This is a genomic window from Kushneria aurantia DSM 21353, assembly GCF_000382245.1.
GTDB lineage: Bacteria > Pseudomonadota > Gammaproteobacteria > Pseudomonadales > Halomonadaceae > Kushneria > Kushneria aurantia.
On record NZ_KB907870.1, the window covers coordinates 103679 to 121495 of the forward strand.

Annotated in this window: 13 protein-coding genes and 4 tRNA genes; all 17 read right to left on the bottom strand. The window is 62.0% G+C overall.

Annotated elements, in window-relative coordinates:
* Positions 1 to 15: 15 nt before the first annotated feature.
* The 17 genes from fusA to H146_RS0108615 all read right to left on the bottom strand — a co-directional run bounded on the left by fusA (position 16) and on the right by H146_RS0108615 (position 17789).
* Positions 16 to 2133: an elongation factor G gene (fusA, locus tag H146_RS0108535; protein WP_019951462.1), complete on the bottom strand. Its 2118-nt coding sequence runs from the start codon at positions 2131 to 2133 to the stop codon at positions 16 to 18.
* A 60-nt stretch (positions 2134 to 2193) separates the two neighbouring features.
* Complete coding sequence (gene rpsG, locus H146_RS0108540; protein ID WP_019951463.1) at positions 2194 to 2664, bottom strand: 30S ribosomal protein S7; 471 nt, start codon at positions 2662 to 2664, stop codon at positions 2194 to 2196.
* A 104-nt stretch (positions 2665 to 2768) separates the two neighbouring features.
* Complete coding sequence (rpsL, locus tag H146_RS0108545) at positions 2769 to 3143, bottom strand: 30S ribosomal protein S12 (RefSeq protein ID WP_019951464.1); 375 nt, start codon at positions 3141 to 3143, stop codon at positions 2769 to 2771.
* Positions 3144 to 3286: 143 nt separating this feature from the next.
* Complete coding sequence (rpoC, locus tag H146_RS0108550; protein ID WP_019951465.1) at positions 3287 to 7504, bottom strand: DNA-directed RNA polymerase subunit beta'; 4218 nt, start codon at positions 7502 to 7504, stop codon at positions 3287 to 3289.
* A 96-nt stretch (positions 7505 to 7600) separates the two neighbouring features.
* Positions 7601 to 11677 (bottom strand): DNA-directed RNA polymerase subunit beta, encoded by a 4077-nt coding sequence (rpoB, locus tag H146_RS0108555; RefSeq protein ID WP_026351855.1) that lies wholly within the window; start codon positions 11675 to 11677, stop codon positions 7601 to 7603.
* A 248-nt stretch (positions 11678 to 11925) separates the two neighbouring features.
* Positions 11926 to 12303, bottom strand: coding sequence for a 50S ribosomal protein L7/L12 (gene rplL, locus H146_RS0108560; protein ID WP_019951467.1), 378 nt, complete (start codon positions 12301 to 12303; stop codon positions 11926 to 11928).
* A 69-nt stretch (positions 12304 to 12372) separates the two neighbouring features.
* Positions 12373 to 12876 (bottom strand): 50S ribosomal protein L10, encoded by a 504-nt coding sequence (rplJ, locus tag H146_RS0108565; RefSeq protein WP_019951468.1) that lies wholly within the window; start codon positions 12874 to 12876, stop codon positions 12373 to 12375.
* Positions 12877 to 13167: 291 nt separating this feature from the next.
* Positions 13168 to 13860, bottom strand: coding sequence for a 50S ribosomal protein L1 (gene rplA, locus H146_RS0108570; RefSeq protein ID WP_019951469.1), 693 nt, complete (start codon positions 13858 to 13860; stop codon positions 13168 to 13170).
* 2 nt (positions 13861 to 13862) lie between these two features.
* Complete coding sequence (rplK, locus tag H146_RS0108575) at positions 13863 to 14294, bottom strand: 50S ribosomal protein L11 (RefSeq protein WP_019951470.1); 432 nt, start codon at positions 14292 to 14294, stop codon at positions 13863 to 13865.
* Positions 14295 to 14419: 125 nt separating this feature from the next.
* A complete protein-coding gene (gene nusG / locus H146_RS0108580) occupies positions 14420 to 14953 on the bottom strand; it encodes a transcription termination/antitermination protein NusG (protein ID WP_019951471.1) in 534 nt (177 codons plus the stop codon).
* An 8-nt stretch (positions 14954 to 14961) separates the two neighbouring features.
* Positions 14962 to 15330 carry a preprotein translocase subunit SecE gene (gene secE, locus H146_RS0108585; protein ID WP_019951472.1) on the bottom strand — a complete coding sequence of 123 codons (369 nt, stop codon included), beginning with the start codon at positions 15328 to 15330 and terminating at the stop codon, positions 14962 to 14964.
* Positions 15331 to 15397: 67 nt separating this feature from the next.
* Positions 15398 to 15473 (bottom strand) — tRNA-Trp (locus H146_RS0108590).
* 112 nt (positions 15474 to 15585) lie between these two features.
* A tRNA-Thr gene (locus H146_RS0108595) sits at positions 15586 to 15660 on the bottom strand.
* Positions 15661 to 15678: 18 nt separating this feature from the next.
* Positions 15679 to 15752 (bottom strand) — tRNA-Gly (locus H146_RS0108600).
* Between the two features lie 38 nt (positions 15753 to 15790).
* A tRNA-Tyr gene (locus tag H146_RS0108605) sits at positions 15791 to 15874 on the bottom strand.
* Positions 15875 to 15972: 98 nt separating this feature from the next.
* Entirely contained in the window at positions 15973 to 16812 is an 840-nt protein-coding gene (locus tag H146_RS0108610; RefSeq protein ID WP_019951473.1) for a type III pantothenate kinase, read from the bottom strand.
* Positions 16809 to 17789 carry a biotin--[acetyl-CoA-carboxylase] ligase gene (locus tag H146_RS0108615; RefSeq protein ID WP_019951474.1) on the bottom strand — a complete coding sequence of 327 codons (981 nt, stop codon included), beginning with the start codon at positions 17787 to 17789 and terminating at the stop codon, positions 16809 to 16811. The genes H146_RS0108610 and H146_RS0108615 overlap by 4 nt, the downstream gene beginning before the upstream one ends.
* Positions 17790 to 17817: the final 28 nt, after the last annotated feature.

Here is a 17817-nt window from a genome sequence, read left to right on the forward strand (position 1 = left end):
ATCAGCTGACGGTTATCAGTTTTGGTTGATGACGGCTTCGACGATGCTGGACGGTGCCTCATCGTACTTCGCAAACTCCATGGAGTAGCTTGCGCGGCCCTGGGTCTGAGAACGCAGATCGGTCGCGTAACCGAACATCTCACCCAGTGGCACAATGGCGCGGATGACCTGACCTGCGCTGGTGTCATCCATGCCCTGAACAAGACCGCGCCGACGGTTGAGGTCGCCCATGACGTCACCCATGAAATCTTCGGGGGTGACCACTTCAACACTCATCATCGGCTCGAGCAATACCGCTCCGGCCTTGCGTGCGCCCTCCTTGATCGCCATCGACGAGGCGACCTTGAAGGCATTCTCGTTGGAGTCAACGTCGTGATAGGAACCATCAAACAGCGTAACCTTGACGTTGATCATCGGGTAACCGGCGATGACACCGTTCTGCAGCTGCTCGAAAGCGCCCTTTTCGACGGCCGGCACGTACTCCTTGGGCACCACACCGCCAACGATTTCAGAGTTGAACTTGAACGTCAGCTCCGGATCATCACCGCGGTCGGCATCAGTCATCGGCTCGATGCGCAGATAGACGTGACCGAACTGGCCGCGACCACCCGACTGGCGCACGAACTTGCCTTCCTGCTCGACGCTTGACTTGATCGTCTCGCGATAGGCCACCTGCGGCTTGCCGATATTGGCCTCGACCTTGAACTCACGACGCAGACGATCGACGAGGATATCAAGGTGCAGCTCGCCCATGCCGGAGATAATGGTCTGACCGGTCTCCTCGTCGGTCTTGACGCGGAAGGAGGGATCCTCCTGAGCCAGCTTGCCCAGCGCGGTCCCCATTTTCTCCTGATCGGCCTTGGATTTGGGCTCCACCGCAACCGAGATGACCGGTTCGGGGAACTCCATGCGCTCCAGCACGATTTTCGAGTTGGGGTCACACAGGGTATCACCGGTGGTGACATCCTTGAGCCCCACACAGGCAGCGATGTCGCCGGCGTAGACCTGCTTGATCTCCTGACGGCTGTTGGAGTGCATCTGCACGATACGACCAACGCGCTCCTTCTTGTCCTTCACCGAGTTGTACACCTGGTCGCCCGAGTTGAGCACACCGGAGTAGACGCGAATAAAGGTCAGAGTGCCGACAAAGGGGTCGGTCGCGATCTTGAAGGCCAGCGACGAAAACGGCGCGTTGTCGTCCGCTTCGCGAGTCTCGATGGTGCCGTCGGCGTCGTCGAGCTCACCCTCGATCGCCTTCACCTCGGTGGGCGACGGCAGGTACTCGATGACCGCATCCAGCATGGCCTGCACACCCTTGTTCTTGAAGGCGCTGCCACAGGTGACCAGTACGATCTCGTTATCCAGAGTGCGACGACGCAGGCCTGCCTTGATATCCTCGATGGACAGATCGCCCTCTTCGAGATACTTCTCCATCAGCTCTTCGGAGGCCTCGGCGGCGGCTTCGAGCATATGCTCACGCCACTCCTGAGCAGTCTCCTGAAGCTCTGCGGGAATATCGAGCAGATCGTAGGTCATGCCCTTGTCGGCTTCGTTCCAGGCGATGGCCTTCATCTGCAGCAGGTCGATGACGCCCTTGAAGTCATCTTCCGCGCCCCAGTTGATCTGGATCGGCACGGCATTGGCATTGAGACGCTTGCGCATCTGCTCGACCACCATGAAGTAGTCAGCGCCAACGCGGTCCATCTTGTTGACGAACACCATGCGCGGCACTTCATAGCGGTTGGCCTGACGCCATACCGTCTCGGTCTGCGGCTGCACACCGGAGCTGCCGCACAGCACCACAATGGCACCGTCGAGCACACGCAGGGAACGCTCCACCTCGATGGTGAAGTCAACGTGCCCCGGGGTGTCGATGATGTTGATGCGATGCTCATCGAACTGCTGGTTCATGCCGCGCCAGAAACAGGTGGTCGCAGCGGAGGTGATGGTAATACCACGCTCCTGCTCCTGCTCCATCCAGTCCATGACGGCGGCACCTTCGTGCACCTCACCGATTTTGTGTGAAAGACCGGTGTAGAACAGCACGCGTTCGGTCGTCGTTGTCTTGCCGGCATCGACGTGGGCGCAGATACCGATATTGCGGTAGCGCTTGAGTGGGGTCTTGCGTGCCACGATACGTATCCTGTTGGTTGGAGGCGCCCCCTGGGGCGCCTCTAATGGGAAGCGAACCGGTTAGAAGCGATAGTGCGAGAAGGCCTTGTTGGCTTCTGCCATACGGTGGACGTCTTCACGCTTCTTCACCGCTGCGCCCCGGCCTTCGGAAGCATCCAGCATCTCGCCGGCCAGGCGTTGCACCATGGTCTTCTCGCCACGGTTACGGGCAGCGTCCACCATCCAGCGCATCGCCAGCGCCTGACGACGGGAGGGGCGCACTTCGACGGGCACCTGATAGGTGGCACCGCCAACGCGACGCGATTTGACCTCGACCATCGGCTGGATAGCCTCCAGCGCCTTGTCGAAGATGTCCAGCGGCTCATCATTGGAGCGTTCGGCAACCCGATCCAGCGCACCGTATACGATACGCTCGGCGACGGATTTCTTGCCGCTGACCATCAGGTGGTTCATGAACTTGGCGAGGCGCTCGCTCCCGAACTTGGGATCCGGCAGGATTTCGCGCTTCGCCGCAATACGTCTTCTAGGCATGATAAGCCCTCTGTCAGAAGAGTCCTTCAGGTAAACCCGGAACGGAATACGCCGAGGCGACGTCCGGCCTTACTCTTATCAGACCAGGGGTTGAAAAAAGGGAATCAGGACTTCGGCCGCTTGGTGCCGTACTTGGAACGCGCCTGACGACGGTTCTGCACGCCGGAGGTGTCCAGCGCACCGCGAACGGTGTGATAACGCACGCCCGGCAGGTCCTTGACACGACCGCCGCGAATCAGCACGACCGAGTGCTCCTGCAGGTTGTGACCTTCACCGCCGATATAGGAAGCCACTTCGTAACCGTTGGTCAAACGGACACGGCAGACCTTACGCAGTGCCGAGTTCGGCTTCTTGGGGGTGGTGGTGTAAACGCGGGTGCAGACGCCGCGGCGCTGTGGGCAGGACTGCAGGGCCGGCACGTCGCTCTTCGGATGGCGACGCTTGCGCGGCTTGCGTACAAGCTGGTTGACGGTTGCCATGAATCGGCTCACTCCAATGATGATGATACAAAACAGCAGAGACAGGACGCACCTGCCCCTACTGTTAAAGGCTGCGAATTCTAAGGGTTCGCCAGCGAGGGCGTCAAGCCCCGCGCCGCTGCGCGACGCGGGACAGCGGCCGTTTACAGATCGTCGTCATCGGCATCCAGGGCGGTGAGGTGCTCGCCCAGCTGCTGCTCGACGTCGAATGCCGAAGGCTGCTGATCGAACTGCGCCTCTTCGCGACGACGGCGACGCTCGGCGTGATGCGTCAGGCCGGTGCCCGCCGGAATCAGGCGACCCACCACCACGTTCTCCTTGAGACCGCGCAGATGGTCGCGCTTGCCGGTGACGGCCGCCTCGGTCAGCACGCGCGTAGTCTCCTGGAAGGAGGCCGCGGAGATGAACGACTCGGTAGCCAGCGACGCCTTGGTGATACCCAGCAGCACACGGTCGAACTGTGCCGGGAAGCGCTCCTGCTCGACCAGCCGGGCGTTCTCCTCGACCACCCGCACCAGTTCGACCTGGTCGCCGGGGATGAAGGAGCTGTCGCCGGCGTCGGTGATCTCCACCTTGCGCAGCATCTGCCGCACGATCACCTCGATGTGCTTGTCATTGATACCCACGCCCTGCAGACGATAGACATCCTGGATCTCGGCGGTGATGTACTTGGCCAGCTCGCTGACGCCCAGCAGTCGCAGAATATCGTGCGGGTTGCTGGGACCGTCGGAGATCACCTCGCCGCGCTCGACCGTCTCACCCTCGAACACCCCGATCTGACGCCACTTGGGAATCAGCATTTCGATCGGGTCGCCCTCGGCCGGGTTGATGGTCAGGCGACGCTTGCCCTTGGTCTCCTTGCCGAAGGTGATGGTGCCGGAAGCCTCGGCAAGAATCGACGGCTCTTTCGGCTTGCGCGCCTCGAACAGGTCAGCAACGCGCGGTAGACCACCGGTGATGTCCTTGTTACCGGACGCCTCGACCGGAATACGGGCGACCACCTCGCCGATGCCGATAGCGGAGCCGTCATCCACCGACACGATGGCGTTACCCGGCAGCATGTACTGCACCGGCGTATTGGAGCCGGGCAGCGATACCGCCTGACCCTGGCCATCCTGCAGCATGATCATCGGACGCTTGTCGCGGCCCGAGGAGGGACGGTTGCCGCTCTCGATCACCTCGATCGAGGAGAGACCGGTCATCTCATCCACGCTGCGGTTGATGGTGACGCCCTCTTCCATATCGGTGAACTGTACGCGACCTTCCACCTCGGAGACGATCGGGTGGGTGTGGGGGTCCCACTTGGCCACCACCTGACCCGACTCGACCTCGTCGCCATCCTTGATCGACAGCTCGGCGCCGTAGGGCAGCTTGTAGTACTCCCGTTCACGGCCGTGCTCGTCGGCCACCGCCAGCGCGCTGGAGCGCGATACCACGACCAGTCGACCGTCGCTGCGCTCGACGTGCTTCATGTTATGAAGCCGCACGCTACCGCCGTGCTTGACCTGCACGCTGTCCACTGCCGAGGCACGCGAGGCGGCGCCGCCGATGTGGAAGGTACGCATGGTCAGCTGGGTACCGGGCTCGCCGATCGACTGCGCGGCGATGACGCCCACCGATTCACCGGTGTTGACCTGGTGACCGCGCGCGAGGTCACGGCCGTAACAGACCGAGCAGACGCCGTGGGCCGTCTCGCAGGTGATGGTCGAGCGCACCACGATCTCATCGACGCCCATGGTGTCGAGCTTTTCGCACCAGGCTTCGTCGAGCAGGGTGTCGCGTGCGATCAGCACCTCGTCGGTCTCCGGATCGACTACATCCTGGGCCACCACGCGGCCCAGCACGCGCTCGGCCAGCGAGACGATGATGTCGCCGCCCTCGATCACCGGGTGCAGGGTCAGGCCCTCCTCGGTGCCGCAGTCGGGCTCGGTGACCACCACGTCCTGCGCGACGTCGACCAGACGACGGGTCAGGTAACCGGAGTTGGCGGTCTTCAGGGCGGTATCCGCCAGACCCTTGCGAGCGCCGTGGGTGGAGATGAAGTACTGCAGTACGTTCAGCCCCTCACGGAAGTTGGCGGTGATCGGCGTCTCGATGATCGAGCCGTCGGGCTTGGCCATCAGGCCACGCATACCGGCCAACTGACGAATCTGCGCGGCGCTGCCGCGGGCGCCGGAGTCGGCCATGATGAAGACGCTGTTGAAGGAGTCCTGCTCCACCTCATTGCCTTCGCGATCGGTGACCGTCTCCTTGGAGATGCCGGTCATCATGGCACGGGCCACCTTGTCGTTGGCCTTGGACCAGATATCGATGACCTTGTTGTACTTCTCGCCGGCGGTAACGAGGCCGGAGGAGAACTGATCCTCGATCTCCTTCACCTCGTCCTCGGCACCCTCGATAATCGACTTCTTGGACTCCGGAATGACGAAGTCGTTGACGCCGATCGAGGCACCCGACCAGGTGGCCAGTCGAAAGCCGGTGTACATCAGCTGGTCGGCGAAGATGACGGTCTCCTTCAGCCCCACCTGACGATAGGCGGCGTTGATCAGCTGCGAGATCGCCTTTTTCTTCATCGGCCGATCGACCAGCTCGAACGGCATACCGCGCGGCACGCTGCGATACAGCAGCGCACGACCGACAGTGGTCTCCTTGACCGATACCTGCTCGGTCAGGTCATCGCTGAAGCTCTCGCGGGTCCACTCTCGAATCCGCACGCGGATACGCGCATGCAGATCGACGCTCTGGGTGCCGTAGGCGCGCTCTACCTCGCCGAGATCGGCAAAGGTCATGCCCTCACCCTTTGCCCCGATACGTTCGCGGGTCATGTAGTAAAGACCCAGCACCACGTCCTGCGACGGCACGATGATCGGCTCGCCGTTGGCCGGCGACAGCACGTTGTTGGTCGACATCATCAGCGCCCGCGCTTCGAGCTGGGCTTCCAGCGTCAGCGGCACGTGCACGGCCATCTGGTCGCCGTCGAAGTCGGCGTTGTAGGCGGCGCATACCAGCGGGTGGAGCTGGATCGCCTTGCCCTCGATCAGCAGCGGCTCGAACGCCTGGATACCCAGCCGGTGCAGGGTCGGCGCCCGGTTGAGCAGCACCGGATGCTCGCGGATGACGTCGGCGAGGATATCCCACACCTCGGGCATCTCGCGCTCGACCATCTTCTTGGCGGCCTTGATGGTCGAGGCCTGACCGCTGGCCTGCAGCCGCGAATAGATGAACGGCTTGAACAGCTCCAGCGCCATCTTCTTGGGCAGACCGCACTGATGCAGGCGCAGGGTCGGGCCCACGGTGATGACCGAGCGGCCGGAGTAGTCGACGCGCTTGCCCAGCAGGTTCTGGCGGAAACGCCCCTGCTTGCCCTTGATCATGTCGGCCAGCGACTTCAGCGGCCGCTTGTTGGAGCCGGTGATCGCCCGGCCGCGACGGCCATTGTCGAGCAGCGCATCGACGGACTCCTGCAGCATGCGCTTTTCGTTGCGCACGATGATGTCCGGCGCGGCCAGATCGAGCAGCCGCTTGAGGCGGTTGTTGCGGTTGATCACGCGACGATAGAGGTCGTTGAGATCGGAGGTCGCGAAGCGACCGCCGTCGAGCGGCACCAACGGACGCAGGTCCGGCGGCAGCACCGGCAGCACTTCCATGATCATCCAGCCCGGATGGTTACCCGAGCGGTAGAAAGCTTCCAGCAGCTTGAGCCGCTTGGAGAGCTTCTTGACCTTGGTGTCCGAATTGGTCTGCGGGATCTCCTCGCGCAGCCGCTCGACCTCTTCACCGAGATCGATATCGGCCAGCAGTGCCTGCACCGCCTCGGCACCCATGCGGGCATCGAAGTCGTCGCCGAACTCCTCCAGCGCCTCGAAGTACTGCTCGTCATTGAGCAGCTGGCCACGCTCGAGGGTGGTCATCCCAGGGTCGATCACCACGAAGGACTCGAAGTAGAGCACCCGCTCGATGTCGCGCAGGGTCATGTCCAGCAGCATGCCGATACGCGACGGCAGCGACTTCAGAAACCAGATGTGAGCGACCGGCGAGGCCAGCTCGATGTGGCCCATGCGCTCGCGGCGCACCGATGCCCGGGTCACCTCGACGCCACACTTTTCACAGATGATGCCGCGGTGCTTCATGCGCTTGTATTTGCCGCACAGGCACTCGTAATCCTTGACCGGACCGAAAATCTTGGCGCAGAAAAGGCCGTCACGCTCGGGCTTGAACGTGCGGTAGTTGATGGTCTCGGGCTTTTTGACCTCGCCGAACGACCAACTGCGGATCATGTCCGGCGAAGCAAGCGAAATGCGAATAGCGTCGAACTCTTCGGACTGCGCCTGCGATTTAAGAACTTTGACCAGATCTTTCATGGGGTCGGCTCCGTTGCGGAGTTGTCATGAGCGGGGCCCAACGCCTCGGGGCCCCGCGGACCGTCATAGCTACAGCTGCGGGATGCGCCTGCAGGCTCAGCCTTCCAGCTCGATATCGATGCCCAGCGAGCGGATCTCCTTGACCAGCACGTTGAACGACTCGGGCATTCCGGCCTGCATGCTGTGGTCGCCGTCGACGATGCTCTTGTACATCTTGGTACGACCTTCCACGTCGTCGGACTTGACCGTCAGCATCTCCTGCAGGGTGTAGGCGGCGCCATAGGCCTCCAGTGCCCACACCTCCATCTCACCGAAGCGCTGGCCACCGAACTGCGCCTTGCCGCCCAGCGGCTGCTGGGTCACCAGCGAGTAGGAGCCGGTCGAGCGCGCATGCATCTTGTCATCCACCAGGTGGTTGAGCTTGAGCATGTACATGTAGCCGACAGTGACCGGGCGATCGAACTTCTCGCCGGTACGGCCATCGTAGAGCTCCATCTGGCCCGACTCGGGCAGCCCGGCCAGCGTCAGCAGGCCCTTGATCTCGTGCTCGCGCGCGCCGTCGAAAACCGGGGTGGCAATCGGCACGCCTCCCGACAGGTTTTTGGCCAGTGCGATCACCTCGTCATCGCTGAGCTCGTCGATCTGTTCGCGACGCCCGCCGCTCTGGTTGTAGACCTTCTCGAGGAAGTCGCGCATTTCGCCGATCTGCTGGCCACGGGCGTCGCGCAGCATGGCGTCGATGCGCCGACCGAGCCCCCAGGCGGCCATGCCAAGGTGGGTCTCGAGAATCTGCCCGACGTTCATGCGCGACGGTACGCCCAGCGGGTTGAGCACCAGGTCGACCGGCACACCTTCGTCGTCGAAGGGCATATCCTCGATCGGCATGATTGCCGAGATAACACCCTTGTTGCCGTGACGGCCGGCCATCTTGTCACCCGGCTGAAGGCGACGCTTCACTGCCAGATAGACCTTGACGATCTTGAGTACGCCCGGCGCGAGGTCATCGCCCTGGGTGAGCTTGCGCTTCTTGTCCTCGAAGCGCTCCTCCATCTCCTTGCGACGGTTCTCGAGCTGCTCGTCAGCCTGCGCCAGCAGCTCGTTGAGCGACTCGTCCTGCATGCGCAGCTTCGACCACTGGGCGCGCGGCAGCGCCTCCAGATAGGCGTCGTCGAGGACATCGCCGCGCGACAGCTTCGGTCCGCCGTTGACCGGCTGCCCGGAGAGCTGACGCTGCAGACGCTCATAAGTGGCGTCTTCGGCGATGCGGTAGGTCTCGCGCAGGTCCTTGCGTACTTCGTCAAGCTGGTCCTGCTCGATGGAGAGGGCGCGCGAATCCTTCTCGACACCGTCACGGGTGAAGACCTGAACGTCGATCACCGTGCCCTTCATGCCGGTCGCGGCGCGCAGCGAGGTATCCTTCACGTCGCTGGCCTTCTCGCCGAAGATGGCACGCAGCAGCTTCTCCTCCGGCGTCAGCTGGGTCTCGCCCTTGGGCGTCACCTTGCCGACCATGATATCGCCCGGGTTGATCTCCGCGCCGATATGCACGATGCCCGCCTCGTCCAGCTTGGAGAGCGCCGACTCACCCACGTTGGGAATGTCGGAAGAGATCTCCTCCGGCCCCAGCTTGGTGTCGCGGGAGACACAGGTCAGCTCCTGGATATGGATCGTGGTGAAACGATCCTCATCGGCCACCCGCTCCGAGATCAGCATCGAGTCCTCGAAGTTGTAGCCGTTCCAGGGCATGAAGGCGATACGAATGTTCTGGCCCAGCGCCAGGTCACCGGTATCCACCGAAGGCCCATCGGCCAGAATGTCGCCGATCGCCACCTGGTCGCCCTGGCGCACGATGGGACGCTGGTTCTGACAGGTGTTCTGGTTGGAGCGCAGATACTTGGTCAGGTTGTAGATATCAACGCCGGCTTCACCGCCGATGATTTCATCCTCGTTGACCCGAATAACGACGCGCCTTGCATCCACCGAGTCGACCACGCCGCCGCGCCGTGCCACCGCGCACACACCCGAGTCGCGCGCCACGAAGCGCTCCATGCCGGTACCGACCAGCGGCTTGTCGGCCTTCAGCGTGGGCACCGCCTGACGCTGCATGTTGGAGCCCATCAGGGCGCGGTTGGCGTCATCGTGCTCGAGAAACGGAATCAACGCCGCCGCCACCGACACCACCTGGCGCGGCGAAACGTCCATCAGGGTCACCTTGTCGGGCGCCATGAAGGTGGTCTCGCCCTTGTGACGCACCTGCACCAGGTCGTCGACCAGCTGGCCCTTCTCATCCACCGTGGCGGAGGCCTGGGCGATGATGAAGTCACCCTCCTCGATCGCCGACAGATGCACGACCTCGTCGGTCACCTGACGGTCGTTGACACGCCGGTAGGGCGTCTCGAGGAAACCGTAGTGGTTGGTATGGCTGTAGGTCGCCAGCGAGTTGATCAGACCGATGTTGGGACCTTCAGGGGTCTCGATCGGGCACAGCCGGCCATAGTGGGTGGCGTGCACGTCGCGCACCTCGAAGCCGGCACGCTCGCGGGTCAGACCACCCGGGCCGAGCGCCGATACACGACGCTTGTGCGTCACCTCGGAGAGCGGATTGTTCTGATCCATGAACTGCGACAGCTGCGAGGAGCCGAAGAACTCCTTGACCGCCGCCGCTACCGGCTTGGCATTGATCAGATCCTGCGGCATCAGGCCTTCGCTCTCGGCCATCGACAGCCGCTCGCGCACTGCCCGCTCGACGCGCACCAGACCGACACGGAACTGGTTCTCCGCCATCTCGCCCACGCTGCGGATACGGCGATTGCCGAGATGGTCGATATCATCCACGTCGCCGAAGCCGTTGCGGATGTTGATCAGTTCCTTGAGCACATCGATGATGTCCTCATGGTTGAGCACACCCGCGCCGTCGTCGCTGTCACGACGCAGCCGACGGTTGAACTTCATGCGGCCCACGCCGGAGAGGTCGTAGCGGTCCTCGCTGAAGAACAGGTTGTTGAACAGCGACTCGGCGGCCTCCTTGGTGGGCGGCTCGCCGGGACGCATCATGCGATAGATCTCGACCAGCGCCTCGAGCTGAGAGCCGGTGGTATCCATGCGCAGCGTCTCGGACATGAAAGCGCCGGTATCGAGATCGTTGGTGTAAAGCGTCTCGATCGAGGTGATCCCCGCCTGGCCGAGCTTCTCGACGATCTCGTGGGTCAGCTCGGTGTTACAGGGCACCAGCAGCTCACCGGTATTGGGGTCGATCTGATCCTTCGCCAGCGTCTTGCCGAACAGATACTCCGCCGGCACGTTGAGACGCTTGATGCCGGCTTTCTCGATCTGACGGATATGCTTCTGGGTGATGCGCCGCCCCTGTTCGACGATGACATTGCCGTCGCCGTCGGTGATATCGAAGCTGGCGGTGTCACCGCGCAGGCGTGACGGCACCAGCGCGACAGAGAAGCCATCCTTTTCGACGTAGTAGACGTCGGTCTCGAAAAACTGCGCCAGAATCTCTTCGCCGCTGTAGCCCAGCGCACGCATCAGCACCGTGGCCGGCAGCTTGCGGCGGCGGTCGATACGCACGAAGACGTTGTCGCGCGGGTCGAATTCGAAATCCAGCCAGGAGCCACGATAGGGAATCACGCGAGCGGAATAGAGCAGCTTGCCCGAGGAGTGGCTCTTGCCCTTGTCGTGATCGAAGAACACACCGGGGCTGCGATGGAGCTGGGAGACGATGACGCGCTCGGTACCGTTGACCACGAAGGTACCGTTTTCGGTCATCAGGGGAATTTCCCCCATGTAGACTTCCTGCTCCTTGATGTCCTTGATCGCCTTGTTCGACGACTCCTTGTCGTAGATGATCAGACGAACCTTGACCCGCAGCGGCGCGGAGTAGGTGACGCCGCGCAGCTGACACTCCTTGACATCGAAAGCCGGATTACCAAAGCGGTAGCTGACGTATTCGAGCGCCGCATTGCCCGAAAAACTTTCGATCGGGAACACGGACTTGAAGGCGGCATGAAGACCAATATCATGGCGTCCCTCAGGGGCACGATCCTGCTGCAGGAAGTCGTAATAGGAATCAAGCTGAATGGCCAGCAGGTAGGGTACATCCATTACCTGCGGCAGTTTGCCAAAATCCTTGCGGATGCGTTTTTTCTCAGTGTATGAGTAAGCCATCTGTAGTCCCCAGCTTGTTCACCATGAGTGACCGGCGTGATCGATGCGCCTGTCGATACTGATACAGGCGCCGAACGGCAAGCCCCGCCGGAGAGCCTGCCGTTCAAGAGTTTCCCGGATCGCCCCGATATACTATACCCTTCCGGGCATAATACATCCGGGGGATCCGGCAACAGAAAAAGGCCGGCGGCGGCCACCTCGTGACCGCCACCAGCCGTCTACCGCAACGCTATGGCGTGAAACACCGGTTACTTGAGTTCCACGCTGGCGCCGGCTTCTTCCAGCTTCTTCTTCGCCTCTTCGGCATCTTCTTTCGACATGCCCTCCTTGAGGGTTGCCGGAGCGCCATCGACAGCGCCCTTGGCTTCCTTCAGGCCCAGACCGGTGATCTCGCGAACCACCTTGATGACGTTGACCTTCTTGTCGCCGGGAGCCGTCAGGATCAGGTCGAACTCGGTCTGCTCTTCTTCAGCAGCCGCTTCGCCGCCACCGGCACCGGGACCGGCCACAACCGCTGCGGCAGCGCTGACGCCGAACTTCTCTTCCATCGCCTCGATCAGCTCGGCGACTTCCATGACGGACATTTCAGCGACTGCGTCGATGATATCTTCTTTGCTCAGTGCCATGATTGCATTCCTGTACTTTGCGGGGCAAACCTCTGCCCGATGAAATTGACCGTTGGTAACTCGTTGCGGTCAGGCCGCTTCTTCCTGCTTCTGGTCACGCAGCGCAGCGAGCGTGCGCACCAGCTTGCCGGCGGAAGCTTCCTTCATGACCGACATCAGTTTGGCGATCGCTTCGTCGCGAGTCGGCAGGCTGGCCAGGCGATCGATATTGGCGGCCTCGATGTACTCGCCTTCGTAAGCCAGCGCCTTGACCTCGAACTTCGGCTGCTCGCGAGCGAAGTCGCGGAACAGACGAGCGCCAGCGCCGGGATGATCCAGCGAGAATGCCAGCAGCGACGGACCAACGAAGGTCTCGTTCAGGCACTCCCAGGACGTACCCTGCAGAGCGCGGCGCGCCAGGGTATTGCGCACAACGCGTAGCTGTACGTTGTTCTCGCGTGCCTGTTTACGCAGCGCCGTCATGGCAGCCACGTTGACACCGCGGGAGTCAGCGACAACGACGGAGAGCGCCTGCCCGGCCGTTTCGCTGACTTCAGCGACGATGGCCTTCTTGTCTTCAAGACCCAGGGGCATATTTTCACTCCTTCGTACCGGCCGCGCGAGGCGGCCATCGTGGTGACCGTCTGCCCATGAAAAGCGACAGACCGGATGATGGCGGGCCAGCGATAACCGCCGGCCGGCACCATCTGCGCAGGCGGCTCGACCATACGAGCCATTAAGACGCTGCAAGCAGCGACACCTGCGGTCTTTGACGGCGCCCCGCCCCACCACGGGTACGGGGACCGCAAAGTGTGGATGTTGCCGCCGTGCTCGATGACTACCTTTCGAGCCGTACGGCACCACCCGCCCTGCAATGATCGGCTATCAGATCATTGCAGAGTGATCGACAGTCAGGCCGGGACCCATGGTGGTCGACAGCGAGACCTTCTTGAGATAAATACCCTTCGAGGTACTCGGCTTGAGACGCTTGAGGTCGTTGACCAGCGCCTCGACGTTGCCGCGCAGCGCCTCGGGGGTGAAATCAACCTTGCCAACGCCGGCATGGATGATGCCGTTCTTGTCGGTACGAAAACGCACCTGACCCGCCTTGGCGTTTTTCACTGCGGTGGCGACGTCAGGCGTCACAGTGCCCACCTTGGGGTTGGGCATCAGGCCGCGCGGACCAAGAATCTGACCCAGCTGACCGACCACACGCATGGCGTCCGGCGCGGCGATCACGACGTCAAAGTCGAGATTGCCCTTTTTCACCTCTTCGGCCAGATCGTCCATGCCGACGATCTCGGCGCCCGCTTCGCGAGCGGCGTCAGCAGCCGCACCCTGAGCGAACACGGCAACACGCACGTCGCGACCGGTACCGTTGGGCAGCACGGTAGCGCCACGCACCACCTGGTCGGATTTACGCGGATCGACGCCCAGATTGACGGCAACCTCGACACTCTCCTTGAACCTTACCGAGGAGAGTTCGGCGAGCAGTGCAGCGGCCTCTTCAATGCTGTAAACGCGATTGGAATCGACACGCTCGCGAATCTGCTTCATGCGACGGGAAACTTTCGCCATGATCAGAGCCCCTCCACGTTGAGCCCCATGCTGCGCGCAGTACCGGCAATGGTACGCACAGCAGCGTCGAGGTCGGCGGCTGTCAGGTCGGGCTCCTTGGTACGCGCAATCTCTTCGAGCTGATCACGGGTCACGGTACCCACCTTGTTGCGATTCGGCTCGCCGGAGCCGGACTTGATGCCTGCGGCCTTCTTGAGCAGGACCGGCGCCGGCGGCGTCTTGGTGACAAAGGTAAAGCTACGGTCGGAGTAGACCGTGATGACGACCGGAATCGGCAAACCGGCTTCAATTTCCTGGGTTTCTGCGTTGAACGCCTTGCAGAACTCCATGATATTGACGCCGTGCTGACCGAGCGCCGGCCCCACCGGGGGGCTGGGATTGGCCTTGGCAGCTGCAACCTGCAGCTTGATATAGGCCTGTACTTTCTTGGCCATACTGTATTCTCCAGTTGGGTGGTAACGCCTTCAGGGCAGCAGGCACCAGCCTTTCGCTGTACCCGCCCCTTTCGGCTCCCCGCAAATGGTCACAACCCGTGGCCGTGACCGCGATTTCCGTCGACTCAGGCCTTCTCTACCTGAGAGAACTCCAGCTCGACGGGGGTAGAACGCCCGAAGATCAGCACACTGACCTGCAGACGACTCTTTTCATAATTGACCTCCTCGACCACGCCGTTGAAGTCGGAGAAGGGGCCGTCGATAACGCGCACCGTCTCGCCGGCATCGAACATGGTCTTGGGTCGAGGTTTTTCGGTACCGTCCTGAACGCGACGCAGAATACCCTCTGCCTCGCGAGCGGTAATCGGCGCCGGTTTCTCCGGCGTACCGCCGATAAACCCCATCACCCGCGGCGTTTCGTTGACCAGATGCCAGGAGCGGTCATCCATCTCCATCTCGACCAGTACGTAGCCGGGATAGAACTTGCGCTCGCTCTTGCGGCGTTTGCCGTCGCGCATCTCGACGACCTCTTCGGTCGGCACGAGAATCTCGCCGAAGTGATCCTCCATTTCGTAAAGCTTCACACGCTCATTGAGTGAGCGCATGACCTGCTTTTCGAAACCCGAATAGGCGTGAACGACATACCAGCGCTTAGACATGCAGGCTCCTAACCTATCAGCAACGACACCAGCCAACCGAAAAACATATCGATCAGCCAGAGGACTATGCCCACAATAACGACGGCGGCCAGCACTATCGCGGTGGTCTGCACCGTCTCGGGACGAGTGGGCCAGACGACACGCTGAATCTCGCGTTTGGAGTTGCGCGCCAGCGACATCAGCTCACGCCCTTTCACGGTCATCAGCGCCGGAACGGCAGCCAGCCCGACAAGCGCCACCACAGCGATGACGCGATAAATCATCGGCTGATCAGAGAAATAGACATTACCGACCACGGCAACAGCCACGAGCACAACGGCAGCCGCCCACTTGAGCGCGTCAAACCGCGGGCTCTGCTCTTCAGCGATCTGCTTCATGGGAAAGAAAACTCCTCAGGAGGACGGCAAGACGTCTGACACTTGAAACTGCCAATCCGAGGAAGACTGGCAGGCCAGGAGGGACTCGAACCCCCAACCTGCGGTTTTGGAGACCGCTGCTCTGCCAATTGAGCTACTGGCCTGTAACACGCCCGCACTGCCGTGAAAAGCGGCAAGTACGATAGCAAAATGCTCGACAGCTGGCAACAGGCTGTACCGAACAAAAAGGGCGACCCCACTGGCTCGCCCCTTGAATGGAGCTCATGGACGGATTTGAACCGTCGACCTCACCCTTACCAAGGGTGTGCTCTACCCCTGAGCTACATGAGCGTAACGCTTTACAACGACTGGAGCGGGCAGCGGGGATCGAACCCGCATCATCAGCTTGGAAGGCTGAGGTTCTACCATTGAACTATGCCCGCTTGCCCCGGATCGAGCACTCAGGTGCTCGATCTAAATCTGGTGGAGGGGGAAGGATTCGAACCTTCGAAGCTTTCGCGGCAGATTTACAGTCTGCTCCCTTTGACCACTCGGGTACCCCTCCGAACATGGCGGCATATCTTGCCGCTCCGGCACGCCATTGTCAATGGCTGCCTTCTCGGGCGAAGCGCTTTTCTTCCCCCGAGAACGCGGCGCATTCTGTCAGAGCAGATAAGTGAACGCAAGCGCCTTCTCTATTGCCTCCCGGGAGGGCGGGGCAACGACTGCCGGCATGCCCGCCAGCACCCCGCGACGTTCGCCTTCGGTAAGCGGAAAAAGCACCTCGAGCCCGGCATAGACCATGTCGGGCCACTGAGCATGCGGCAATTCCAGTCCTCGCGACACAATAGCGCCGTCACCACCGGTGACCAGCATCGGCAGCGCGACGCCATAGCGGTCACAGTTTTCCATATAGAGGCGCTGAATGGCACTGACGGCGGCGACGTAAACACCGTGATTGACCGCGTCCGCTGTATTGCTGCCGGGCGCGAGAAGACGTCCCATCTCCTGCTCGGGGTCGATTGCGACACTACGTGTACCCAGCCGCAGGCTCTCCTTCATCAGACGCAGGCCGGGCAGTATGTAGCCTCCCGGATGCCGGCCATCCGGCAGTACAAAGTCCATGGTCACGGCACTGCCACAGTCCACCGTACAGCAGCCGCCGGCCAGCCGATGGCCGGCGATCAAGCCCAGCCAGCGGTCGACCCCCAGGCGCTCGGGAGCGTCATAGCCGTTGCGCACCCCTCCCGCCTGTGCGGTCGAGCGCGCCACCATGATGTTGTCCACGCGACGCTCCAGCAGCGCCACGGTCCCCTCCAGCACATCATGGCGTGCCACGTTGGAGATGCGAATCGCCTCGATATGCCGGGGGTCGGGAATATCGTCGCCGAAGCGCCACTCGTCGTGTGTCCACATCGCCCCACGACCCATGATCGCATCGCTGGCGCTATCCTTCAGGCGCCACTTGGAGAGCGTATTGCCGATATCCAGATCGAGTATCATGACCGGCCACGCAGTGACACTTCTCCGCCGGAGAAAACCATGCGCTCCTCCCCGACGTTCACGATCAAATTGCCAACGTCATCGATATCCTCGACCACACCATCGTAACAGCGCTCTCCACGACTGATGCGCACCTCTCGGCCGGCATGGAAATGGTAGCGACTCCAGGGCTCACGCCAAGGCGCAAAGCCCTCGCGCTCAAAGCTCTGGAGCATACTCATGAGCGCCTCGATCATGCCGGACACTAGCTGGTTGCGGGAAAGACCGGTACGGCTATCGCACAGACTCGCCACCGGCTGACCGATCGCCTCGGCGGCATGCGGCGAAAGGCGCGCATTGATCCCGATACCGATCACGACCTGGCAGGGACCGGAGGCATCGCCGCGCACCTCGACCAGAATGCCACCCAGCTTGCTCACACCCTCTGCACCCGGCGCCAGTAGATCGTTGGGCCATTTGAGACGGATCGGAACTCCCTCGCGCTTCAGCAGCTCGGCCATGACCGCTCCCACTGCCAGACTCAACCCCTCCAGCGCTGCCACACCGTTTTCGAACTGCCAGCCAATCGAGAAGTGAATACAGCCGCCCCATTCGCTGTAAAAGCCGCGGCCGCGGCGCCCCCGGCCTTTTGTCTGCAGCTCGGCCAGGCACACCTCGCCGTGACCGGCGCCCTGTTCAAAGCGCTCCAGAATCCGACTGTTGGTCGAGTCGAGCCTGTCTTCGATAAACAGATGACGCAGGTGGCGGCGCGCCTGATGCGACAGGGCCGCCACGACCACAGCGCCGTCGAGCGGCTCGGGCGGGTCGATCAGACGGTAGCCACGTCCGCGCACGCTCTCCAGCGCCAGCCCCATGCCCTCGATCTTGCGCAGCTGTTTCCATACTGCCGTTCGCGATACGCCAAGATGACGCCCCAGCACTTCGCCGGAGTGGAAATCGCCGTCACTCATGACTCTGATCAGATCACTGATGCTCATAACCCTGTCGCCCTCGCCGGACGCCACC